This window comes from Microbulbifer jejuensis (assembly GCF_047289955.1).
GTDB lineage: Bacteria > Pseudomonadota > Gammaproteobacteria > Pseudomonadales > Cellvibrionaceae > Microbulbifer.
Window position 1 is genome coordinate 149,766 of sequence record NZ_JBLBUB010000005.1, and the last position, 23,787, is coordinate 173,552.

The 23,787-nt window shown below is 54.6% G+C and carries 17 protein-coding genes; 5 read left to right on the forward strand and 12 right to left on the reverse strand.

Annotated features, from left to right (window positions below; genetic code table 11):
* Nucleotides 1-287: 287 nt before the first annotated feature.
* The 6 genes from ACL7TT_RS05030 to purL form a co-directional block, all read right to left on the reverse strand.
* Nucleotides 288-3,707 (reverse strand): TonB-dependent receptor, encoded by a 3,420-nt coding sequence (locus tag ACL7TT_RS05030; RefSeq protein WP_413393650.1) that lies wholly within the window; start codon nt 3,705-3,707, stop codon nt 288-290.
* A gap of 146 nt (nt 3,708-3,853) precedes the next feature.
* Complete coding sequence (locus ACL7TT_RS05035) at nt 3,854-4,906, reverse strand: FecR family protein (RefSeq protein ID WP_413393652.1); 1,053 nt, start codon at nt 4,904-4,906, stop codon at nt 3,854-3,856.
* Complete coding sequence (locus ACL7TT_RS05040) at nt 4,899-5,507, reverse strand: RNA polymerase sigma factor (RefSeq protein ID WP_413393654.1); 609 nt, start codon at nt 5,505-5,507, stop codon at nt 4,899-4,901. The genes ACL7TT_RS05035 and ACL7TT_RS05040 overlap by 8 nt, the downstream gene beginning before the upstream one ends.
* A gap of 940 nt (nt 5,508-6,447) precedes the next feature.
* On the reverse strand, nt 6,448-8,127 hold the full coding sequence (locus ACL7TT_RS05045) for an NAD-dependent malic enzyme (protein ID WP_413393656.1): 1,680 nt from the start codon (nt 8,125-8,127) through the stop codon (nt 6,448-6,450).
* A 132-nt stretch (nt 8,128-8,259) separates the two neighbouring features.
* The gene (locus ACL7TT_RS05050; protein WP_413393658.1) at nt 8,260-8,817 is read right to left on the reverse strand and encodes an NADAR family protein; all 558 of its coding nucleotides are present in this window, start codon (nt 8,815-8,817) and stop codon (nt 8,260-8,262) included.
* Nucleotides 8,818-9,070: 253 nt separating this feature from the next.
* Entirely contained in the window at nt 9,071-12,937 is a 3,867-nt protein-coding gene (gene purL, locus ACL7TT_RS05055; RefSeq protein ID WP_413393659.1) for a phosphoribosylformylglycinamidine synthase, read from the reverse strand.
* A gap of 413 nt (nt 12,938-13,350) precedes the next feature.
* Between purL and mltF the strand changes: the two genes are divergently transcribed.
* Entirely contained in the window at nt 13,351-14,829 is a 1,479-nt protein-coding gene (gene mltF / locus ACL7TT_RS05060) for a membrane-bound lytic murein transglycosylase MltF (protein WP_413393661.1), read from the forward strand.
* Here the strand turns inward: mltF and ACL7TT_RS05065 are convergent.
* The 6 genes from ACL7TT_RS05065 to mtnP are packed head-to-tail and all read right to left on the reverse strand — an operon-like array spanning nt 14,826 to nt 20,214.
* Nucleotides 14,826-15,467 carry a TIGR04282 family arsenosugar biosynthesis glycosyltransferase gene (locus ACL7TT_RS05065; protein WP_299944177.1) on the reverse strand — a complete coding sequence of 214 codons (642 nt, stop codon included), beginning with the start codon at nt 15,465-15,467 and terminating at the stop codon, nt 14,826-14,828. The two genes, mltF and ACL7TT_RS05065, sit on opposite strands and share 4 nt — an antisense overlap.
* Nucleotides 15,460-16,134 carry a TIGR04283 family arsenosugar biosynthesis glycosyltransferase gene (locus ACL7TT_RS05070; protein ID WP_413393663.1) on the reverse strand — a complete coding sequence of 225 codons (675 nt, stop codon included), beginning with the start codon at nt 16,132-16,134 and terminating at the stop codon, nt 15,460-15,462. Before ACL7TT_RS05070 ends, ACL7TT_RS05065 begins: the two co-directional genes overlap by 8 nt.
* The gene (locus ACL7TT_RS05075; RefSeq protein ID WP_413393665.1) at nt 16,134-17,609 is read right to left on the reverse strand and encodes a dihydrolipoyl dehydrogenase family protein; all 1,476 of its coding nucleotides are present in this window, start codon (nt 17,607-17,609) and stop codon (nt 16,134-16,136) included. Before ACL7TT_RS05075 ends, ACL7TT_RS05070 begins: the two co-directional genes overlap by 1 nt.
* Nucleotides 17,610-17,618: 9 nt before the next feature.
* Complete coding sequence (locus ACL7TT_RS05080; RefSeq protein WP_299944185.1) at nt 17,619-18,302, reverse strand: TVP38/TMEM64 family protein; 684 nt, start codon at nt 18,300-18,302, stop codon at nt 17,619-17,621.
* A 59-nt stretch (nt 18,303-18,361) separates the two neighbouring features.
* Entirely contained in the window at nt 18,362-19,309 is a 948-nt protein-coding gene (gene arsS, locus ACL7TT_RS05085) for an arsenosugar biosynthesis radical SAM (seleno)protein ArsS (RefSeq protein ID WP_299944188.1), read from the reverse strand.
* A 5-nt stretch (nt 19,310-19,314) separates the two neighbouring features.
* Nucleotides 19,315-20,214, reverse strand: coding sequence for an S-methyl-5'-thioadenosine phosphorylase (gene mtnP / locus ACL7TT_RS05090; protein ID WP_413393668.1), 900 nt, complete (start codon nt 20,212-20,214; stop codon nt 19,315-19,317).
* Between the two features lie 269 nt (nt 20,215-20,483).
* On the opposite strand from mtnP, the gene ACL7TT_RS05095 reads away from it, so the two are divergent.
* The 4 genes from ACL7TT_RS05095 (at nt 20,484) to ACL7TT_RS05110 (ending at nt 23,534) form a co-directional block, all read left to right on the forward strand.
* Nucleotides 20,484-21,050 (forward strand): DUF2239 family protein, encoded by a 567-nt coding sequence (locus ACL7TT_RS05095; RefSeq protein WP_299944193.1) that lies wholly within the window; start codon nt 20,484-20,486, stop codon nt 21,048-21,050.
* Between the two features lie 123 nt (nt 21,051-21,173).
* A complete protein-coding gene (locus ACL7TT_RS05100) occupies nt 21,174-21,773 on the forward strand; it encodes a class I SAM-dependent methyltransferase (RefSeq protein WP_413393670.1) in 600 nt (199 codons plus the stop codon).
* Between the two features lie 762 nt (nt 21,774-22,535).
* Nucleotides 22,536-22,781, forward strand: a complete 246-nt coding sequence (locus tag ACL7TT_RS05105) for a hypothetical protein (RefSeq protein WP_299944198.1) — start codon at nt 22,536-22,538, stop codon at nt 22,779-22,781.
* Nucleotides 22,782-23,201: 420 nt separating this feature from the next.
* A complete protein-coding gene (locus tag ACL7TT_RS05110) occupies nt 23,202-23,534 on the forward strand; it encodes a hypothetical protein (protein WP_413393672.1) in 333 nt (110 codons plus the stop codon).
* Nucleotides 23,535-23,787 lie beyond the last annotated feature (253 nt).

The following is a 23,787-nucleotide window of genomic DNA, read 5'->3' on the forward strand; positions in this document are numbered from 1 at the left end:
CAGAGGGCTGGGGTCCACCGAGATAAGCTGCCCCATCCCGGTATCCTCGCAAGCCTCAATCCTGAAAAGTCTATCCTCCTTCTCTTTACCGGGGATAAAAAGGGCCGCAACAATAAGTTACAGCCAATGAGGAAATTTCCTTATCTTATTATTCAGGCGGAAAAAGGTTCTTTATGCTACATATTTAATCGTGCGATGCCTGTAGTAGGACACCACACTATAAAGAACTACATAGCCGTCGGGCTAATAGCTGAAAAAATCATCGCCGTTCCAAGGAACGGCTACCTTTAAAAGCCCTTGTACAGACTTAACCCCACAATCCGCGGTTCCAGGGTAAATACATTGGCACTCAGCCCGGTATCATCGCTATTGGTAAAGAAGTCGGTAATAGGTGCATCGTCAAATACATTCTTCACATAGAGCTGCATCTGCAAATCCCATTCCGGCTGAGTAAAGGTGGCCGATACATTCAGGTTGCTCCAGGCTTCCAGGCGGTCATACTCGGTATTATACACCCGCGCATAGCTTTCCCCCTGGCGGTAGTAATCGGCGCGCAGTTTTAGATCCCAGTCTTTCACTTGGATCACATGCTCCAGGCCCAAACTGGCCGTAAAGCGCGGGGCATTGGGCAGCTCGTTTCCACCCAGGTCAGCGGCAAAGCCGCGCCCGCCATTGGGGGCATCAGTGAGTGGATCGTAAGTGAAGCCCTCGGGAAAGCCCAGTGCCTGGCTCCAATTGATATTCCCTAATCCCAGGCCAAAACTTCCGTACCGTGAAGATCCTCCGCATAGTAGATGAAGAGGCAATAACAGCTCAGCCTGTACCTGAGGAGGAAGAATGGCACCAACATTGATAATATGTTCAACAATATCTTTTGGCGCAATACAATTGGAGGGCACCTGTATCCAGGGGCGCAACGCCACCCAATCCTCATTGCCCTGGGTGCGGTTCATCACATCGATGGATTCCTCACCATCACCAATACGGGTTTTTAAATAGCCCAGGTTCATATCCACACGGGTGCTGGGGGTCATCTGCCAGGCCCCCTCCAGTTCCAGACCCCAGCTCTCCGCATCAAAATTTTCATTCAGGGAGATACGATCCACAATTTGCGACACTTGGTAATCTTTGTAGTCGTAGTAGAAGGCAGTGGTATTCAATGTCAAGCTGCCATCCAACAGGCTGTTTTTGGTACCGAATTCGATGGCATCCACAAACTCCGGCTCAAAGGTACTACCAAGGGGCTGGTATTGCACCACCTCAGGGTCGATGTCCATGCGTGGTGGATTGGTACCACCGCCTTTATAACCGTGGGCAAAGGAAATGTAAAAGAGAGTCTCGTCGGTAAAGGGGGTTTCCCCGCGCCAGTCCAGTACCAGGCGGCCGGTATATTCCTGCCATTCCTGCTCTACATCCGCCTGGGCAGGATAACCACGTCCAACTCTTCCACCAGTGGCAGGACCCGAATCAACTATATTCCCCTCAGTGTCATAATTTGCAGTCATCAATAGCTGGCTGGGCACTGGGGTGGCGGTCTTGCGATCCTGGGTATAGCGCAGGCCAGCGGTGAGTTTTACAGCATCAGAAAACTGCCAGTAGGTCTCCCCAAATAACGCCTGGGAGCGGGTCTTCACTTGATTCCGGCTGAGGAAATAGTTATGGCCTTCATCATCAATCTGATCGAGAGAATTGTAATCCACGTACAGGCATTCGCGCGCTCGTCCTACTTCTGCGAAATTATCACATTGGAGCGTTACATGACCATCAGTGCTAACCTCCGAGGGGTTTCGATTATAAATATCCTCAGCAATATAGGTGAAAAGATTGTTAAATACGTAGTAATCGTCCTGAGATTCGAAATCCAGGTAATTGGCCCCCACGGAAAAATTAAACGGACCATCAAAGCTGGTTTGCAACCTCAGTTCATGGCTCCACTGACTGTTGTCAGAGCGGCTGATATCCACCGCCAGCATCCGGTCCGAAGGACCCAGCTGTGGATCAGTATAGATACCACCCGGAGTCGGCCCTGATCCAGTGATAGGGTTACCTAGGGTATCATATAAGCCCACAGAATCGTTAAAGATCGGATCGGAAACGTAGCGGTTGTAGTCCTGGGAGCTGTAGTAGTCATCCTTTGCATAGGTGGACTGGGCAAAGAGTTGCAGGGAATCTCCCAGGGCCAGTTCCAGATTCAGCTGCACTAGATCGTTCTCGGCACGAAACACCGGATCGTAACTGGTGGCGATTTCGTGTAGATCGCGCGATTGCTGTACATTCCCATAGGGGGCAATATCTTTAAGGCGATTCACTCCCTCCCCAAATACAGATCCGCCTTCAGTATACCCCAACTCTCCCCCTATACGCTTCAATGCAGTGAGAAATGCGAAACTGCGCGCATTGGGGGCTCCGAAAGCGTCATCATCGTACAGAGAGCCTGGTGAGCACCCCTGGCTAAGGGCCCCTCTAAAGAGGTCCGGAACCTCTGTCTCATTGATCATCTCCAAGCCTGAGTCTCGGGTACAAAGCTGTTTGCCCGTGCGGGAGCGGTTGTCGTCCTCCTCAAAGTGCTGCCAGATCAGATTGGCATTAAACACCTCGCTGGGATTCCACTGCAGAACAAAACGGGTGGAGTAGAGATCCCGGTCGTTGACGTCGTTATCGGTAACGGTGTTATAGTCAAAACCGTCCCGCTTTGTCATAGCGCCGGAAAAGCGCATGGCCAGGGAATCCCCCAGGGGTACATTCAACATGCCGCTGGTACGCCGGGAATTGTAGCTGCCGACTTCCGCCTTAATATTCGATTCAAACTCCGGCCCCGGCATCTGCGGCAACATATTCACCACCCCGGCGGTGGCATTGCGACCATACAGGGTACCTTGCGGGCCGCGCAGCACCTCCAAGCGTTTTACGTCGAAGAACTCCTGCTCGAACAGGCGGTTGCGGATCAGTGGCGCATTGTTGAAACTCACCGCAACCGCCGGGTCTGAACTGGCGGAGACAGCCTTGGTACCCACACCGCGAATAGAAAAATTATAGGTGCTGAAATTGTTTTTAGAGAAATTCACATTGGGCACCGCGCGCAACAACTCCTCGCCGCGCTCGATTTTCAGGTCGTCCATAGTGTCACCAGACAAAGCCGAAACAGCAATGGGCACATCCTGGATACTCTCCTCAATCTTCTGAGCAGTAACAGTGATTTCTTCAATAGCCTTGCTATCGGCCTCTTCATTGCTCTGGGCGCTGGCGGGCGTCGCGGTTAACGCCAGGTAGGCCAGTGCCGCGCTACACCAAGCGGGAGCGCTGTGCTTGCTCTGCTGCACCTCACGAATCGTCTGTGCAATTGCCTTTTTTTGTGGTTTGCAAAAATCCAACCTCATGGAATTCACCCCTCCTCGGGCGCTATCAATACTGATACTGAGCTGCCCATCCCCCTCCAGTTTTGCGCTTAACCCCGTTCCCGACAGTAAACCCCGAATAGCTTCTTCTATCGAGTAGGTACCCACCAAACGGTTTGCCGTTTTTTCCTGTGCGATATCAAAAGGAAAAATAAGCGTTAAATCAGCTTGCTGCGCAAATTCGGTGAGCGACAGGTCCGCTCTTTGCTGAGGAATAACGAAAGGAATTTTTTCATGTGGCTGTGCCGCTTTTACAGGCAATACTGATGACAGCATCATCAGCAGGAAGAGGACAACACACCGAAATCGCACCAGATTATTATTCTCAGTCGCGAGTTTCTCGCTCGCGTACTGAGTAGACGACCTAGCAATTTTTTTCCACCATACTGCCAAATGCATTTTTTATAATTAGTATACTGACTGTGCATTTCGCACGGCTTAGGATTATAAGGCTGGAGTTACTGGGCGCTTAGCAAGACCTTGCTTTCTCCAATCCGCTGATAGGAAATATTGAAGTTTTTTCTCAGGGCCAACAATAAACCCTTAACATCGCCGGCCTTAAATAATCCGGCAATGCGCATTTTTTTCAGGTTTTCATCGAGAATAACGAATTCAACCTGTGTGTAGCGGCTGATTTCGGCCACTGCGTCCTCCAGAGATTCTCCTCGAAAAACCAGGTTGCCTTCCCGCCACGACAATTTGACTTGTATTTCTTCAGGTTTTATTTTTTCAACTTCTTCCTCCTCTTCCTCTCCCCCAAGTACCAGTTGTTCACCTTTTGAGACAGCCATTGAGGAGGGCGGCAAAATATCGGGCCCGAACTCGAGCGCATTTTTGCCCGGTATCTGGTGTACGGCGACCAGAACCTTGCCGTCGGTGACCACAAGCTCGATGTGCTGATCGCTGTTAATTTCCACATTGAATGCGGTTCCCACAGCCTGCACCACTTTATCTCCCGCAATAACACTGAGGGGGCGGGCGTTATCGTGGGCCACTTCGACGTGAATTTCGCCGCGTTCAAGCACCAGCACTCGGTGGTGGTCGGTATAGTTGACTTTTACCCGGCTGTTGGTATTGAGCACCAGCTGGCTGCCGTCGGGTAAATGAATCGAGGAGTGTTCTCCGATTGCCGTTTCGTACAACCGGTCGACGACAGTGGCCAACAAGTATTGCCGCCCGGCAAACTTTTCGGGAAACGTAGTGCCCACCCAGGCGCACAGGCTGGCAAACACCAACAGCACGGACGCCGCCACGGCCAGGTAGGGCCGGGGAGTGCCATGTTCGGGCTTTGGGGTGCTGGGGAACAGTTCGGAAAGCCGCGACAGGGCGTCCATTTTGTCCCAAATTTCCGCCATCTTGAACAGTACCTGGCGATTATCGCCAGTGTCCGCCAACCATTGGTGCAGGGCTTGAATTTCTTTCGCACTCAAGCCCCTGTCCAGTTTGGCAATCCACTGGCTCGCCTGGTCGTAGCGCTGTTCCAGTGTTTGCAGTTTGTGAATATTACTCATCTGCGCTCCCCTTGCCCCGCTCAAACGGCGAGGTGGAGGCTAGTGGCCGCTGTTTGCTCAGGCCATGGCTGTCTGGCTCAAGGCTGCTCCGTTGCATCATAAAATAGGTACAGCGCTTGATGCCGGTGGCAACATGCTTTTCCACGGTGCTTTCGCTTAAATTCAACGCTTTGGCTATTTCCCGCTGGGAGTAGCCGTACACTTTCTTCATGACAAACACCTTACGGCATTGTACGGGCAATTGGCGAACGGCTTCGCAAAAATGTGCGAATTCTTCCTCCACCGCGACCCGGTCATAGGTTTCGTCGGAAAAATACTCCCCCTGGCCAGGCGCCAGTTCCGGGTCTTCATCGGCGCTCACCGCCAGCCGTGTTTCTGACCGCTTGAGGTAATCCAGTGCCAGGTTTCGGGCCGTTTTTAGTAAAAAGGAGCGCGGATACAATATCTCTTTTTTCTGCTTGACCTGACAGACCCTGACATAGGTCTCCTGAACGATATCCTCGATCTCTTTAGGCGGTACAATGCGCGATACCACCCGCGCCAGTGTCGCCCGGATTGCGAGATATATGCCACTTAGTGTTTCTTTTTCTGATTCTGACATCTCTCCCCAACCGTAACTACTCAGCCCAGCACTTTGCCAAATTACTCAATCTTTGCTCTAAAAATGCTGCTTGCAGGACCGAATCCGTGCAATTCCTAATTAAAACCCCATTAAATTGTTTGTTATTTGAGCACTTAAACCCTGTATCGATATCGTTACCCCCAACCCTGGTAGTCGTCGATTCTCCTCCATTGAATGTCCAGACGATCGGGGAGAGGTTTTCCACTATAGGGAAGCGATTTTTTGTACACTTTTAACAAGCACCCTGTCCTCCCTCCGAACCGGCTCAAATTACTGTAACCTGCCAGCCCGCTTTTTTTCTGGGAAATCACAGCTGGTCAGACGGAACATCAGAGCATACGCAGAAAGGCAGAGTGTATCGTGAAAATCTCCGGGCAAAAAAACGCAGCAGTCACCCATTTCCAGGGTGTTTGTACTGCGGCTGACCAGTTGTAGCCCATTGCCTGGTTCTTCAAACTGGCCCTAGGTGGACATTTGCCTCGCCCCGTGCTGCGGGAGCGACTGCGTACACTGGTGCTGCAAAACGGAGCTGGCCAATATCTATCTGAAGCTAACGAAAGTAGCGGCTGTGGTGGTTTACAAATCCGCATGCTGGGTATTCCAACTGGCGAAGTAGTATCTTTGGCAAACACTATTTGCCACACAGCGAAATCTGTTGAGCGGATTACTGCGTATGAGTGCTGCTCCCGGCGTGTAGAAAAGGCCCAAGGGTGGGTGCCTTGCGCCACAGTTCAGCCGGGTTCGCTGTTGATTAAACAAAAAGCTGCTGCGTAAATACCCGAAAGAAGGCTGTACGACTGCCCCCTGAACATCATGGGCTTGGTGAAATATTCAGATCAGAAGGGACCAAATCGGCTGCGGGCATCCTGTCCATCAGCATACCCTATGCGTAAGTCCTGGAAAAGCTGTAGCCCTTTCCTTAAAAAGAGCGCCGGCGGTAGTTGCGGTAATCGGCCCGCCAAAAATTGCGCTCGAGTGACCGTTCCAGGCTTTCCCCACTGACTTTTGGCGCCACCCCATCCAACTGGGCCTGAGCCGCAACAGCCCGGGCAATATGCTTGCTCAACGCGCGGATAGTGCTCAAATGCGGCAACAGTGCACCCTCGCCGTGTTTGACCACCGGTGCCTGCTCGGCCAGGGCGTTGGATGCCGCCATCAACATGCCGTCAGTCACCTGCGTTGCAGCGGCGGCGATCACACCGAGACCGATGCCGGGGAAAATATAGACGTTATTGCACTGGGCCACAGCGATATGATGCCCCCCTGTCTCCACCGCCGCGAAGGGACTGCCGGTTGCCACCAAAGCCTCGCCATTGGTCCAGGTATAAATCTCCGCGGGCGTCGCTTCGGCGCGGGAAGTGGGGTTGGACAGCGGCATCACCAGGGGGCGGGGACAACTTGTGAGCAAAGCCTCGACCACCTGCTGGGTAAACAGTCCTCCCTGTCCCGAGACGCCAATCAGGATACTCGGGCTCACTTTGCCGATCAGGGTCTGCAGATCCCACTCCCGAGCCCCCGCAAAGGCTTTCGGGTCCTGGGCCAACGCCGCCTGGAAGTCGTGCAAACCCTTCATGTCCGAGGTCACCAGCCCGTAACGGTCGTACATAAAAATACGCGCGCGGGCTTGCGCATCGCTGAGACCCGCCTGCACCATGGCACGCACGATTTGCTCGGCAATACCACAGCCCGCGGAACCGGCACCGACAATAACAGCCCGCTGAACCGCAACGGATTCCTGCCAGACCTTACAGGCTGCCAAAATGGTGCCCAGTGCCACCGATGCGGTACCCTGGATATCATCGTTAAAACAACACAGCTGCTCGCGATACCGTTGCAGCAGCGGCATGGCATTGGTCTGGGCAAAGTCCTCAAACTGTACCAGTACTTTTGGCCACCGGCGTTTTACCGCAGCGATGAACTGTTCGAGGAATGCATCGTACTCCTCCTGGCAAACGCGTTCGTGGCGCCATCCCATATACATGGGATCACTCAACAAATTGCGGTTGTTGGTGCCCACATCCAGCGCCACAGGCAGGGTATAGGCGGGGCTGATACCGGCACAGGCGGTATACAGGGACAACTTGCCAATAGGAATACCCATCCCGCCGATGCCCTGGTCACCGAGGCCCAGTATGCGTTCGCCATCGGTCACAACGATCACCTTGACGTTCTCCTTGGTGGCGCTGCGCAATATATCATCCATATACTCGCGATCCGGGTAGGAGATAAAGAGCCCGCGGTGGTCGCGATAGATATTGGAGAACTCTTCACAGGCGGCGCCAACAGTGGGGGTATAAATGATCGGCAGCATTTCCTTGATATGGTGCTCAATCAGGTAAAAAAACAGGGTTTCGTTGTCATCCTGAATGGCCCTCAGGTAAATATGCTTGTCGAGATCGGTCTTGCAGTGCTGATACTGGTGATAAGCGCGGCGCGCCTGCTCTTCAATGGTCTCCACCGTGTTTGGCAGAAGTCCCGCCAGGTTGAACTCAAGGCGCTCTTCCAGCGTAAATGCACTGCCCTTATTTAACAGTGGCATCTCCAGCAGGGAGGGCCCTGCGTGGGGAATATAAAGCGGACGCTTGTGGTTGTTGCTCATAGCGTTGTTTTCCCAATAGGCAAGTCAGGCGCCCGCACTCAGCGTTATCACTATCGCCTGTTGCACGGGCCGGAGCCGCAAAGCGGTGGAGGTCCAGCATAGGCACAGTATTAGCGGTCGTGCCGACACTTGTTATGTGCCGCCCTCTCTCAGCCTGCTGCGAACAGCCATTAAGGCAAAACCCAATAGATTGTGGCCTTTCCATTTGTTGGGATTTTGACATCTCTCATCGTCTTCAGCCAGGCCCACTCCCCAAATCCTATCCACAGGGCTCGCTTCAACCAGTACCCGATCACCAGTATTCAATAAAAACTCTTTCAGCGCATGGTTGTCTTTAAATTTCGCCAAATTTGCCTGTACAACGATGCCGAACCTTTTCTTATCCCAAAGCTCTTGATCAAACCCTTCAATCTGACGACCAATTGCTTTAGCAGCACCTGGATCAGCCACAGTAAGCAACTTTTCTGCAGCGGAATCATCGCCAAACAGTTTTGCTTTTTTATACATCATAAAATGTTCGGCAGTGAGAAATCTGTTGCTGTCAGATTCAAAAGGCGAGTCATACCACTGGCTCAAACAAGACTTCGATACCCCTTTCTTCGGTTTCCTATGCCCCCAGAAGAATAGGTACTTCACCTTATTTCCGTGACTGACATAATCCATCAGCTCTTCTGTATTCTTGATATTCAATTCTTATCCGATCTAATTATCTATTTCGCATACCTAAGAGTATTAGCCCGACAGTCGCTCGGAGAATAGGGCCCAGAGAGAGGCCAGCACCGGCAACAGGCTGGCGTGAGCCCCGAAAAAGACCAAACAACTCCGCAGGGTTGTCGGCCTAGTTCAAGGGCGCCTGTGAAAGGGTTATGGCCGATCTAGGGCAAGGTCCAGTCAATCCTTGCCTGAATCCAGGGCACTGGCCTGGGGAACAAGCGGATACGCCTCAATCGACAAACACCCGCGCATTGCGAAACAGGCGCATCCAACCCGCGTCTTCCTTCCATTCATCCCGATGCCAGCTGTTACTAACTGTACGGGCAACGCGTTCCGGATGCGGCATCATAATGGTGACACGCCCATCCTCCGAACACAGGGCGGTAATCCCATTGACCGAACCGTTGGGGTTGGCCGGATAAGTCCGGGCAATCTCACCGCTGTTATTCAGGTAACGCATGGCGATGGTGCCGGAAACTTCACACTGTTCCAGTGCCTGCTGGTCGGCAAATTCCACACGGCCCTCACCGTGGGCAACAGCAACCGGCATATAGGTACCGGCCATGTTCTTAAACAACACCGAGGGGGAATCCTCAATACCCACCAGGGCAAAGCGCGCTTCATACTGCTCAGACAGGTTGCGCACAAACCGCGGCCAATGGTCTGCTCCGGGAATCAATGCTTTGATCACCGAGAACATCTGGCAGCCGTTACACACCCCCAAGCCGAAAGTGTCCTTGCGGTTAAAGAAGCCTTCAAACTGATCCCGGGCACGATCATTAAACAGGATGGTTTTGGCCCAACCCTCACCGGCACCGAGTACATCACCGTAAGAGAAGCCGCCACAGCCCACCAGGCCCTTGAACGCATCCAGGGCCACACGACCAGAGAGGATGTCGCTCATATGCACATCGACGGCATTAAAGCCGGCGCGGTGGAAGGCGTGCGCCATTTCCACCTGGCTGTTTACCCCCTGCTCGCGCAGTATGGCGACTTTCGGACGCACACCCCTGGCAATATAAGGTGCGCTGATATCTTCGTTGATATCGAAGGTAAGATTCACCGACAGACCCGGATCTTCCCGGGCGATAGCGGCAAATTCCTGCTCGGCACACTCGGCGTTATCGCGCAGGGACTGGATACGGAAGCTGGTTTCCGACCAGATCTGCTGCAGTTCGGCACGGGCGCGCTTGAAGATTTCAATGCCGTTATTGGTGATACACAGATGTTCGTTGTTGTTCAGGTAACCAATCTTATGGGTAGGCACACCGACTGCGGCAAAGCGCTGTACCAGCATATCCGCCTCACAGGCGGGGACCTGTAATACCGCACCCAGCTCTTCACTGAACAATGCGGCAATCGGATCTTCACCCAGTTCGTAAATTTCCACATCCATACCCACGCGGCCGGCAAAGCCCATTTCCGCCAGGGTGGTGAACAGGCCGCCATCGGCGCGGTCGTGGTAGGCCATAATCAGGTCTTCCTGCAGGGCCTGCTGTACCACCTCAAAAAAACCTTTCAGCTTTCTGGCGTCGTCCAGGTCGGCAGGTTTGTCGCCCAGTTCGTTGAAAACCTGCGCCAGGCAAGAACCGCCCAGGCGGTTTTTACCCGCACCCAGGTCGATCAACAGCAGCTCGCTGTCGCCCTTGTCGGTGCGCAGCTGCGGCGTCACCGTTTTGCGCACATCGGTCACTGGGGTAAAGGCCGAGATCACCAGGGACAGTGGTGCGGTAACCGCCTTCTGCTCGCCCTCATCCTCCCAGGCGGTGCGCATGGACATGGAGTCCTTGCCCACCGGAATGGTAATGCCCAGTGCCGGGCACAGTTCCATGCCCACCGCCTCCACGGTGCGGTAGAGTTTTTCCTCTTCGCCCGGGTGGCCGGCGGCACACATCCAGTTGGCGGAGAGTTTGATATCGGAGAGTTGTTTTACCGGGGTACCGGCGATATTGGTGATCGCTTCCCCCACTGCCAGGCGGCCGGAAGCCGGGGCATCCAGCAGTGCCACAGGCGTGCGCTCGCCTATGGACATGGCCTCACCGGCATAGCTGTCGTAGGCAACGGTGGTCACCGCACAGTCCGCCACCGGCACCTGCCAGGGACCAACCATCTGATCGCGGGATACCTGACCGGTCACCGTGCGGTCGCCAATGGTGATCAGGAAGCTCTTGCTCGCCACCGTGGGCAGGCGCAGTACGCGCTCGGCGGCTGTATTGAGATCGATATCCGCCGTGGAAAACACCTTGGTTTCAACTTTACGTGTTTCCGCCTCGCGGTGCATGCGCGGCGGCTTGCCGAACAGCACAGACATGGGCAGGTCCACCGGTTTGGACGCAAACCTGGTGTCGTTTAGCAGCAGGTGCTTGTCTTCGGTCGCCTCCCCCACAACAGCAAAAGGCGCGCGCTCGCGCGTGCAGATTTCCTCAAAGCGCTGCAGGTCTTCCGGCATAACAGCCAGTACATAGCGCTCCTGGGATTCATTACACCAGATTTCCAGCGGGCTCATGCCCGGCTCATCACAGGGGACCTTGCGCAGCTCGAAGTTACCACCGGTGCCGCCGTCTTTGACCAGTTCGGGGAAGGCATTGGACAGGCCGCCCGCGCCCACATCGTGAATAAAGGCGATGGGGTTTTTCTCACCCAGTTGCCAGCACTGGTCGATCACTTCCTGGCAACGGCGCTCGATTTCCGGGTTTTGACGTTGCACAGAAGCGAAATCCAGGTCCTCGGAGCTGGAACCGCTGGCCATACTGGAGGCTGCGCCGCCACCGAGGCCGATCAACATGGCCGGGCCACCCAGCACCACCAACTTGGCACCGGGAGAAAACTCGGGCTTGTCGATATGCTCCGTGCGAACATTGCCGTAGCCACCGGCGAGCATAATCGGCTTGTGGTAGCCGCGCCGCTCACCGTCAAAGTGCTCTTCGAAGGTGCGGAAGTAACCACAGATATTTGGGCGGCCAAATTCGTTGTTAAACGCAGCGCCGCCGATAGGGCCCTCGATCATAATATCCAGGGCGGTCACGATACGTTCGGGTTTGCCGTAATTGGATTCCCAGGGCTGCTCCCAACCGGGGATCTGCAGATTGGAAACCGTGAAGCCGGTCAGGCCCACTTTTGGCTTGGAGCCGCGACCCACCGCGCCCTCATCGCGAATTTCCCCACCGGCACCGGTGCCGGCACCGGGAAAGGGCGCGATCGCGGTGGGGTGGTTGTGGGTCTCCACCTTCATCAGCAGATGGATGGCTTCGTGGCTGAAACTGTATTCCCTACTTTTCGGGTCCGGGTAAAAGCGTCCGGCCACACTCCCTGTCACAACCGCAGCGTTATCCGCGTAGGCAGACAATACATTGTCACCGCCCTTTTGATAGGTGTTCTTGATCATACCAAACAGGGAGTGCGGCATCTCCTCGCCGTCGATGCTCCAGGAGGCATTGAAGATCTTATGGCGGCAGTGCTCGGAGTTCGCCTGGGCGAACATCATCAGCTCCACATCGGTGGGATTGCGCTCCAGCGCCTGGAAACTGGCAAGCAGGTAATCAATTTCGTCCCCGGCAAGGGCCAGGCCCAGGGTGACGTTGGCATCTTCCAGCGCCTCGCGGCCCCCATCGAGAATATCCACCCCACGCAGCGGGCGCGGCGCCTCCTCCACAAACAGCTGCTGCGCCTGTTTAAAGTCGGTAAACACCACCTCAACCATGCGGTCGTACAATTGCGATGCCAGGGCCTGGCGTTCAGCTTCGGTTAATGCCACGCCACTAAGGTAGTAGGCGATCCCCCGCTCCAGGCGGTGGATTTTTGCCAGGCCGCTATTGTGGGCAATATCGGTGGCCTTGGAGGACCAGGGGGAGATAGTGCCCGGGCGCGGCAGCACCAGGATCAATTCGCCATTCGGTTCGCGCTTTTCTTCTGTCGGGCCGTACTGGAGCAGCCGCTCAAGCAGTGCCCTCTCCTTGTTATCCAGTGCCTCGCTATCGGCAAAGTGCACAAATTCGGCGTAGAAATCCTCAATCGTAGGTTGCAGTGCGCGCAACTGATTGAGCAGTTTTTTTCGGCGGAATGTCGACAGTGCGGGAGCACCACGCAGAACTAGCATGCGGGAGTTTGCCTCTTGTCTGGATAAGAAAAATAGCGTGAAAGAAAGAGCGCATAAGGCTCCGGAAATTTGAGAGGCGCAATTGTACCTGAAGCATCGCCACTCCAACACACCTGCCCGACACCTGGGTACACATGAACCAGTTCGCCATCAAAGTGTTCAAAAGACAAGCCATGCTATGCGCCAAGGATTCTCTTTTTTGACAGGTGTCATACTTGCTTACAAGAGTCTATAGCGCGTTTCAAGCGTACAGATCACAGTACCCAAAAGCCAAATTGGGCAGATTGTCGTCAAATAATGTAAAATTGGCAGACTGCGCCGGCTTTGCGCCGCAAAAGCCCTGGCGTTTTCACCTTCAACAGGCCTTAGGTATAACAGCGATAACACCAACGGACGAGCTAGAGGGACAGCCTATGATGATGACAAGCCGCCTGCTGCGCTATGTCCGCCGCCTATTGAAGGGGCTGGCCCTATCTTGTTGTGCCGCGCTGCTGGTCGCCAGTAAGGCGCCGGATACCCTGGCGCGTATCAAGGCCTCTGGGGAACTGGTTGTGCTTTCCCAAAATGGCCCCACCACCTATTATGAAGACGCTTCCGGCAACCCCACCGGTTTTGAGTACGGCATGCTGCGCGCCTTTGCCGATGAAATCGGCGTCAAACTGGTTATCCGTGATGTACACGATCTGGACAAGCTGTTCGAGCGCCTGCGCGATCCCGCCGAGGGCGCTCACTTCGCCGCCGCCAGTCTCACTGTTACTCCTGAGCGTCGCGAACATGTGCGCTTTTCCCCCTCCTATTTCGAAATCCGCCAGCAGATCATCTACCGCGTGGGTGAGGCGCGTCCGCGCAAAATCAGCGATCTCGCTGACAAGACCGTGGCGGTGATCGCCGGCAGTGCCCACGCGGAGGAATTGAAAAAACTGTCCAAGCGTTACCCGGCGCTGCGCTGGGAGGCAATCTCCGATGTGGACACCATGGAGCTGGTGGAAATGGTACAGCAGGGCAAGTACAACTATGCCGTAGTAGATTCCAACGCTTACGTCGTGCACCGCGGCCTCTACCCAAATACCGCGGTCGCGTTCAACCTCACCCAGTTCCAACCGGTGGCCTGGGCGTTTCCCAAGAGCAGCGACGACAGCCTGTATCATATCGCGCGTCTGTTTATGCTGCGCGCCAATACCAATGGCATGATTGCGCAATTGCGCGAGGAATTCTTCGGGCACGTCAGTGGATTGAATGTCGGCGGTGCCCAGGCATTCGCCAAGCGCAGCCGCGAACGCCTACCCCAATGGCAGGGCACCATGCAAAAAGTCGCCGAGCAGTACCAGCTGGACTGGCACCTGCTGGCGGCACTCAGTTACCAGGAGTCCTACTGGAATCCCCGCGCCCGCTCCCGCACCGGTGTGCGCGGACTGATGATGCTGACGTTGAATACAGCAAAGGAACTGGGCGTCAACCGCCTCAATCCGGCGGAGAGTATTGAGGGGGGCGCCCGCTATATCGTACAAATCCGCAACAAGCTGCCCGAGCGTATCCGCGAACCCGACAGAACCTGGATGGCGCTGGCGGCCTATAACGTAGGCTACGGCCACCTGGAGGATGCCCGTGTCCTTACCGAACGAATGGGCGGCAACCCGGACCGCTGGCCCGATGTGCGCGATCACCTGCCGCTATTGGCCAAACGCCAGTACTATAAAACCACCAAGCACGGCTATGCTCGGGGCTGGGAGCCGGTGACCTATGTGCAGAATATCCGCCACTACCAGGCACTGTTGAACTGGAGCAGCCGTATCGAAGAGCAGCGCCTGGCCGCCGCTGGCGATGAAAATCGCAGGACTCTCGCCGATAACAACGCAGTAGAGGCCGAGAGCGGCGCAGCCCCGGCACTCTAGCCTACATCGACAGACGCCCGCCAGGCCTGCGGCAAAGAAGATAAATCCTCGGGCTCATCGATATCCACCAGCACCTCCAGGCGCTGACAACGCATTCCACACTCCCACAATCGATCCAGTGTCTGCTGCGCCACCACCTCGGTACTCCAGTGGATGTCCTCAAACAGCCGCGCCTGTACCTCTTTGAGTCCCAGTAATGCGTAACCGCCATCTTTTGCCGGATACATGACCGCATCGGATTTCTGTAGCCCCTGCGCCGCTATATGCAGGCGCTGCACAGTGAGCGCCGGACAGTCGGTGCCGAGCAGCAGGAGCCCCTGTCCCAGCGCCCGCGCGTTTCCACTGGCATGCCACAGGCGCTGGCCCAGATTGCCCTGGGACTGCCCGTAAAGGGTGACAGCACGAGGCAATGGGAAATCCCGCCAGTAAGGGTGTGAGGGGCCCGGTACCACATGCAGCTCCACAGGTCCCAGGTCCGCCTTCACACAGGCTTCCAGGGTATGGTGCAGCAGCCTCTCCGCCAGCGCAGCGGCACCGTGCTCCCCCAGCGCGGGGATCAAGCGGGTCTTGGCATAGCCGCTTAATGGTGCCTTGGCCATCACAACCAGGCGCAGTGCCTGCCGGGCAACACTACTCATAGCGCTTCGCCAAAGAGGCCGCAGGCACACCGCGCCAGTAGTCAAAACGCAAACGCCACATCAGAAGTACAGTGCGCAACACACCAAACTTCTGCCAGCGGCGCCCGGAGGTGGTGATCTGCTGGTGCAGACAGAACGGCCGCGCCACCTTCAGCAGCTGCCGGCTCAACTCAATATCCTCCATCAGAGGCTGCCGGACATAGCCGCCCAGGCGCTCGAACAGTGCGCGGCGCACAAAGATTGCCTGATCGCCTGTGGCAATACCGCTCAAGCGCGAACGCCAGTTGATCATGGTGGCAATCAAGGGAAACCACACACTGTTGCCACAGATACGGACATCGAAGCGCCCCCACTCTGCCCCCTGTACCGCAGCCGCAGCAATCGTACTCAGAGCGCCCTGGGGTAAACGGGTATCCGCGTGCAAAAACAGCAGCCAGTGTCCGCGCGCCGCAGCCGCACCGGCATTCATCTGCGCGGCGCGGCCGCGCTCGGAGGCAATCACCCGAAACCCCGCTGCAGTGGCGAATGTCACACTGTTATCGCTACTGCCACCATCGACCAGAATAATTTCGCAACTGTTGCTGGCTTGTAGTTCCCGCAACTGCGCTGTGAGTTCCGGCAGCTGCTCCAGTTCATTCAGCAGCGGGACAATAACACTACACTGCACTAACCCCGTCTCCAGCGGTGAAACCTTTTCAGCCAGCGCAACGCCCACTCGGGGGCATGCGCCCGTTTCCAATTCCCGGCGACAAATTTATTTGCCTCTGCCATGGTGGGATAGGTATGAATAGTGGATAAAATTTTGTTCAGGCCCAACCCATACTTCATCGCAATCACAAACTCGGCAATCAACTCCGCCGCATTTTCGCCCACAATGGAAACCCCAAGAATTTTATCCTTGCCCGGCACCGTGAGCACTTTGACAAAGCCCTGTGCGGCACCATCGACTATGGCGCGATCCAGATCATCGAGATCGTAGCGGGTCACCTCATAGGCGATACCCCGTTCACTGGCCATGCCCTCGCTGAGCCCCACACTGGCCACCTCCGGATCAATAAAGGTCGCACGGGGAACCAGGGAGTAATCCACTGCGAATTTTTTAATACCCCCAAAGAGGCCATTCACCGCGGCATACCAGGCCTGGTGCGAGGCCATATGGGTGAACTGGTAGGGACCCACAACATCACCAGCGGCGAGAATATGCGGGTAGCGGGTACGCAGGTAGGCATCCGTCTCCAACTTGCCCCCCTGCACCAGGCCCAGTGCCTCAAGTCCAAATCCTTTTGTGCGGGCACGTCTGCCCAGAGCCAGGATAACCTCGTCAAATGTTACCTCTATCTCACCCTCCGCATTGCGCAAACGCAGGGCGCCACCTATCCGGTTTGGTTTACCGATAAACGCCAGGGCCTCGTGCCCGGTGAGCAGATTCACACCCTCGGACTTGAGGGCGTGCGAAAGGGCTTCGGATACCTCCCGGTCTTCCCGTGGCAGCAGGCGGCTCTCTTTCTCCACCAGTGTGACATCCGACCCCAATCTCACAAATGCCTGGGCCAGTTCGCAGCCAATACTGCCCCCCCCCAACAGCAACAGCCTGCGCGGCACCTGGTCCAGCTTTGCACACCGGTCCCAAAGGGTTTCACTGGTCAGATAGTGCACATTTTCCAGGCCGGGTAAGGGTGGCACTATGGGTTCGGCACCGGTAGCCAGCACAATTGCCCGTGCGCTGAGTGTTTGTTCTCCGCCGCTGTTCAGGGCAATTTTTACCGTCCATGGATCCACCAGGCGCGCCTGTCCCTGGACAACCTCCACCCCCAGGTCCGTGTAGCGCTCCACACTGTCGTGAGGTGCAATCTGCTCAATAGACGCACGCACATGGCGCATAACACCGGGAAAATCGATGCCCGGCTCGGCGACACAGACCCCAAATTGACCGGCCCGACGCGCCCAGTGGGCGATACGGGCACACTGGATCAGCGCCTTGCTGGGCACACAGCCGGTATTGAGGCAGTCGCCGCCCATATTCCCCGCTTCAATTAAAGTAACCTCAGCCTTTACCGCAGCAGAGATATAGGCGCTCACCAGCCCCGCAGCGCCGGCACCAATAACAATTAGATTGCGATCAAATTTCTTGGGTCTACTCATTGCAAAGACTCATTTGGCTGCGCGGCGGCGCTTCACCCAGTTGAGAACATATTTTGCCAGCAGCGGAAATACCCCCAGCAGGGCAAAGGACAACAACAGTTCCGGGGAGGCAATATCCTTCAGGTTGTCGATCCTTGCCAACTGGGTGCCCGCATTCACATAGACAATAGTGGCGGCCAACATGCCCAACTGGCTCACCCAGTAAAAGGTCGAGACCCGGATATGGGTAAGGCCCATCAGAATGTTAATCAGGACAAAAGGGAAAACCGGCACTAGGCGCAGCGCGAACAGGTAAAAAGCCCCCTCGCGCTCTATACCCTCATTTACCATTTTCAGCCGCACGGCAAAACGCTCCTGCACAAAGTCACGCAGTAAATAGCGGGCCACCAGGAAAGCCAGGGTTGCACCGATACTGGAAGAGAAAGAAACAATGAGGGTGCCCCAATACAAACCAAATACCGCGCCCGCGGCAATGGTGAGAATGGCAGCGCCGGGGAGAGATAAGCCGGTCACCAGAATATAAAACAGCGCAAACAGTAGCCCCACCAGCAGTGGCGAGGCGTCCTTCCACTGCATGAATTTATCCGTTCCCTCCTGCAGCTTATTCAACATCAGCCACTGGTCCAGATCGAACGCATAAAAGGCAATCACCAGTACCAGTATCGCAGACACCAGCAGGATTCTTTTGCCCATAATCCTCCGCTCCTCTATTTAACTTTGATTTTCCGCTCTCTTCCTGTTTCCGCAAGCCCCTAGAGGGCACCACCGCAACTGCTGCCCTGCCCCGCTGTGCAACCGTAACAATGGTCGGCCACACAAATGGAGAGATCCTGCAGATCGTGTCTGAGCAGATCGCGCAGGTGTAAACGGCCCGGTACCGGGATATTCAGTTGCTGGTTAAAATCGCAGTCGTACAAGTTCCCCTGCCAATCGACACTGACCAGGGTGCGGCACATAACCCCGTCAAGATTGGCTGCACTGTAGCTATCCTTGAGCAGCGTCATATAATTCTGGAACTGGCCCTTGGACACCAGCATGGAGCCAAAACGCTTGATCGGCATATTGACCAGAGCAAACAGGTTGTTAAACGCGATATCAAAATGCGCTGCCAGTTCCCTGCGGTAATCCGCCTCCAGGGCAACCTGCTCCGGGGGTAAAGAAGCACCCTGCGGATTGTAGACAAGGTTGAGATGCAGGCCCGTGTTCGCCCTGCCGTACCCCAGCGCATTCAGTTTCTGCAACGCGCGAATGCTTTTGTCGAAAACCCCCTTTCCCCGCTGCTTATCTACATTCTCCATGGAATAGCACGGCAATGAGGCGACTATTTCCACCTGGTGTTGCGCGAGAAATTCCGCGGTATCTTCCTGGTCCGGTTCGAACAGTACGGTGAGGTTACAGCGGTCTATCACCTGCACACCCTGTTCGCGGGCGGCCTGCACCAGTGGCCTGAAGCCCCGGTGCAGCTCCGGCGCGCCACCGGTGATATCCAGGGTGCTGACACCCCGTGCTTTCATCACCTCCAGCAATAGCGCCAGATTCTCTTCAGACATCATTTCTGTACGATTGGGGCCCGCATTCACATGGCAGTGCACACAGGTCTGGTTGCAGCGGTACCCAATATTCACCTGCAGGGTTTGTATTTTTTCGCGGCGAATGGCCGGGAAATCCGATAATTCCAATAGCGGCAGTGTTTCGTGCATGCGTCTCAGTGCTCCACTTCTTCAAGCACTGGTTCTGTCGGGCCAAGCAGCGGTTTTATTACAGTGAGGGTGTCTTTGGGCAGGGCCTCCATGGGCGTCACCAGAGCACTTTCCAGCGCGGTGTGTGCAAAAGAGTGCGGCTGTTCCTCACCCAGCAGGCGGATCGCCTCTGCGGCGATCTGCTGGGCGCGGGCGGCATTTTGCTGCAAATTGGCAATGGCCACCGCTGCGGTTACCGCTGCTTCACGGGGGTGCCAGCAGTCGTAGTCGGTAGCCATGGCCAGGGTGGCATAGGCAATCTGCGCTTCCCTTGCCAGCTTTGCCTCCGGCATATTGGTCATACCGATCACAGAGGCCCCCATACTGCGATACCAGTGGGACTCCGCGCGGGTAGAAAACTGGGGACCCTCAATACAAACGTAGCTGCCGCCCTTGTGCAGGTTGATGGGTTGGCCCGCCTGGGTGGTTTCGAAGGCCCGTGCCAGGCAATCCGCCACGGCCGGGCACACCGGGTCCGCCATGGCGACATGGGCCACGGCACCACCACCGAAAAAGGTACTGTCACGCTTGCGCGTCATATCGATAAACTGGTCCGGAATCAGCATGTCCAATGGCCGCACTTCTTCGCGCAGGGAGCCCACGGCCGAAAGCGACAGGAGATAGCGCACACCCAGTTGGCGCAGGGCGTAAATATTGGCTCTGTAGGGCACTTCGCTGGGGGTCAGGCGGTGGTCGCGCCCATGGCGGGCGAGGAAGGCAACGGGGATGCCCTGTAGTTTTCCGCAGACTATTGTGTCGGAGGGAGCGCCGAAAGGGGTGTCTATCCGCAGCATTTCTGCCCCACTCAGCCCCTGCATTTGGTAGAGGCCGCTGCCCCCGATAACACCAATCCGTGCTCTGGCCATATCCGCTCCTAAACAGTTGGTTTTTCCGCAGTATAGGAGTAGCCGCACGCCGTGTATATCACTGACATGTAAACAAAAATTAAGCCCTCACGGACACCAGGCAAAGTGGGCAGTCCGGAGTTTCAACGTGCTGGGCTAGCCACCCCTCCCGATAAGAACACCTCAGAGGTTAGCGCTAATCCAATCATTATCTATTGTACACAGACGGATGAATCAACTATATTTACCCGGATAAAAATATTTAGCCTGGGTAAATATGGAGAAATACGATGGCCACAGACTATATCGTTATCGACCAGCTAAGGATCATCGCGCGGGGAACACTGGAGGCGATTGCGCACCAAGTAAAAGACATGGGGGCGGCTCATGAACCCATTGTCTTTGAATCTGAAAGCTGCAAACGGGTTGAGGTGGATTGGCACGGTGATATAGAGGCAGTACTGGCCAGGCTAACAACTGATACACAGATCCCAAAAACCAAGCGCGGACGGCCCAAATTAGGTGTTATCCCCAAGGAGGTTACCCTGCTTCCCCGTCATTGGGAGTGGCTGGGCCAGCAGCCCGGTGGTGCTTCTGTCACTCTTCGCAAGTTGGTGCAACAGGCACAAAAACAGGTTTCGCCCGAAGAACGTATCACCACAAAACAACAGCAATTGGATGGGTTGATGCTGTTGGTTGCAGGAGATACCCCTGGCTTCGAGGAGGCCAGCCGCGCCCTATACAGAAACAGCAAAATCAGTTTTGAAAAAGCCATCCACTCCTGGCCGGATGACCTCAAGCAAGTTTTGTTAAACAAATTTAACGAAATCTCGGAGATGCACAGCGGTAATTTGTAAAACGGGCTTACTATGATTCAACAACAAGACAATAGTTTTGCAAGTGGTGCTTTGCGATAACAAAAACCAACCAGCAGAACACAGCTTTGCTGCGTCCTGCTGAATGCGTTAGGCTCAATGACCATGAATCCGAAAGAAATTGGCAAGGCGTATGATAAAATCGCTCACCTTTGGGAGGACCAGAATTTCAATAGAAAGAATGGAATGGATGAGCACAAAAGAGCTTTAGCATTCGTAGAAAATAAAGGCAAAGCCCTTGACGTTGGTTGCGGCTCTACCGGTCGATTCATTGATCTTCTGTTAAGTGAGGGGTTTACCCCAGAGGGCGTCGATGTCTCTGCAGAAATGATACGTTTAGCCAGGTGCCGCCATCCAGGGGTGGTTTTGCATCATCAAGACATATGCGAATGGCGTATAGAAGAAAAGTATGACTTTATCACAGCCTGGGATAGCATTTGGCATATACCGCTCGAACAGCAAGAAAAGGTTTTGGCTAAACTGGTTTTCAGCCTCAATAAAGGTGGCGTGCTGATTTTTACTTTCGGCGGCACAAATGAGAAAAGTGACCACACAGATGACTTGATGGGGCCGGAAGTTTACTACTCGAGCCTGGGTACCAATGGGTTCCTTAAAGTATTAATAAGCCTGGATTGCATTTGCAAGCACCTTGAACACGGCCAGTATCCTGAATTACACACCTACTTGATCGTGCAAAAAGCATAGTCAGCTAAAGCCGGGTCCGCATACGGCGGCTCACTAAAACACTCCGTTCGGATGGTGAAATTTAACCCAGATAGCCCTTACCGAAACAGCCCCTGGATTCCCACGGAACGCAGTGCTGATACCCCGGGATACTGCAACGGCTTCGCCAGTCGGTGGGGGACTCAACTCGGTGTCGCCTAAAGCTTCAGTTTGATTGAACTCTTTGCAAAAAGGCATTACGGTAGGTCGGTTGCCATAGCGCCCAACCGCTCAACCGTCGCTGTCAAAGAATAAATAGATAAAAAAACAGCGCAACGAACAGTATTCTGCCCGTGAGGCGCCCTGTAACGGGAGCGCTCGCGGGAAACCCATCAGCAAAGCAATCAACAGAGTAGGACCGCATCATGACCGTGTAAGTCAGGAAAAACGCCACCTCCCAGTGCGCTCACACCGAGAGATGGCTAACCCCAATAGATAACAGAACTATCTAGCGAGGCTGTCTTGAATGATACGCCATACACTCGTTCGTCTTCAATAAACGTCTCCCGGAAGGCGAACTTTTCGAGTCATTCCCGCCCCTGGCGGCGGGGTGTGCTGTGGCGTTCCGCGAGGATTGGTGTGGTACTTTACTTCAGCCGCGCACCGCCTTGGCTGCGCACCCTTCTCCCCAAATCATCCTTTTCTTTTCCCCACAAGGATCGCGCCTGTGGCGAGAGAAGCGGCGCAAAGCGATGCGCTGTTTCCGGGTGTTTCTGTCACAGGCGACTCAAGGAGCCTAAAAAGATGCCTATATTGACCTGTCGATTGTTTGCGCCCCTGCACCTGGGGGAGTATTTTATCATCACGCCGGTCGCCATCAGAGAGAACGCAGTCGATCTGCACATTGCGCCCGGCAAGGGTAACCGATTGGTACGAGCCATGCATTTATTGCAGTTTTTGGACGAAGCCCGAGCGCAGGAGAACACTAAAGCCACTCACCTTCCAACCAGCCCCGGGCCATTTAAGCGGCGACCCAATAAAAGGGCGTAGCACTGCAAGGCAAAACGGGCACCGAAAAAGACGGTGCAGCCCCAAGCAATACCGCAAGCGCCTACCTTCTCGTACGCTCCCTGGGGAGGTAGGCGTGTGCGTAACCACAGCCCTCGCCCTCTTACTGCCAGCCTGTAGAATGCGGATTTTGATGGCGCCGCTATTGCGATGACGAATGGCAAACACAGCACTCCCATCAGAATATCAGTCAAGTGTGTTCGGCAGGGCTGCGCCAAACCGTCAATCTCTATTGCTTCTACAAGAGAAATCAGGATAATGCGGTCGCTATTATATAAACGTTATAACTCATGGAGCAGTTTTGAAAAGCAAAATCAATAAGAGGACCTTCTCAGGTGGAAGGTCTATATTGACCGCTCAAAGATGCACATCGGATATGTGCAATTTTTAACGATTAGCTTTATGTTTATCAAATCATTGGGTAATAATCCGTTAAGTAATTTTGTTTTTGATAATCCTATACTCTCAGTATCATTAATACTGATTGCATTTGTCTTATTTTCACTAGTGCTGGGATATCTGGGTTCAAATTTTGAGTTTAGGGAAGAGGAGATTAGAAACCACTCTAAATCCAATCCAGTATTAATGGATATTCAAAAGTCTATTGGTGAGCTAAGTGCAAAGTTGGCTATGAACACACCTGTAGAAAGTGATAACCAGTCGGAGTTGTCTCGGCAAAAAATGTGGGCTTGGCAGCTTACACTGCGCTCCGGGTGTCCGAAACCTCAGTGTTAACTGCCTTAAGTAAGGGGGCATCGATTCTATTATGAGAATTGGTTGAGTTATTATAGCCTCTGTTATATGTTCTGCTCTGATTATTTAAAGATTTTCAGGTTTTCTTACATCCTAGATTCAACTTGTAAGTGCATATCTCAATGGAGCTAGAAAAAGCGGCCAGTTGCCCGTAGGCTTCTCGCTTTTTCTCCGGCAAGAGTTATGCAATGAGACACTACAAGCAACTGACCTATGAGCAAAGATGCCAGATTGA

Bases quoted from the DNA above. Each gene is read 5' to 3' on its own strand.
- arsS (WP_299944188.1), bottom strand. From the start codon at position 19,309: ATGCACGAAACACTGCCGCTATTGGAATTATCGGATTTCCCGGCCATT.
- ACL7TT_RS05100 (WP_413393670.1), top strand. From the start codon at position 21,174: ATGAATCCGAAAGAAATTGGCAAGGCGTATGATAAAATCGCTCACCTT.
- ACL7TT_RS05065 (WP_299944177.1), bottom strand. From the start codon at position 15,467: ATGAGTAGTGTTGCCCGGCAGGCACTGCGCCTGGTTGTGATGGCCAAG.
- ACL7TT_RS05105 (WP_299944198.1), top strand. From the start codon at position 22,536: ATGCCTATATTGACCTGTCGATTGTTTGCGCCCCTGCACCTGGGGGAG.
- ACL7TT_RS05045 (WP_413393656.1), bottom strand. From the start codon at position 8,127: ATGAGCAACAACCACAAGCGTCCGCTTTATATTCCCCACGCAGGGCCC.
- ACL7TT_RS05080 (WP_299944185.1), bottom strand. From the start codon at position 18,302: ATGGGCAAAAGAATCCTGCTGGTGTCTGCGATACTGGTACTGGTGATT.
- ACL7TT_RS05110 (WP_413393672.1), top strand. From the start codon at position 23,202: ATGTTTATCAAATCATTGGGTAATAATCCGTTAAGTAATTTTGTTTTT.
- ACL7TT_RS05095 (WP_299944193.1), top strand. From the start codon at position 20,484: ATGGCCACAGACTATATCGTTATCGACCAGCTAAGGATCATCGCGCGG.
- mltF (WP_413393661.1), top strand. From the start codon at position 13,351: ATGATGATGACAAGCCGCCTGCTGCGCTATGTCCGCCGCCTATTGAAG.
- ACL7TT_RS05040 (WP_413393654.1), bottom strand. From the start codon at position 5,507: ATGTCAGAATCAGAAAAAGAAACACTAAGTGGCATATATCTCGCAATC.
- mtnP (WP_413393668.1), bottom strand. From the start codon at position 20,214: ATGGCCAGAGCACGGATTGGTGTTATCGGGGGCAGCGGCCTCTACCAA.
- ACL7TT_RS05035 (WP_413393652.1), bottom strand. From the start codon at position 4,906: ATGAGTAATATTCACAAACTGCAAACACTGGAACAGCGCTACGACCAG.
- purL (WP_413393659.1), bottom strand. From the start codon at position 12,937: ATGCTAGTTCTGCGTGGTGCTCCCGCACTGTCGACATTCCGCCGAAAA.
- ACL7TT_RS05075 (WP_413393665.1), bottom strand. From the start codon at position 17,609: ATGAGTAGACCCAAGAAATTTGATCGCAATCTAATTGTTATTGGTGCC.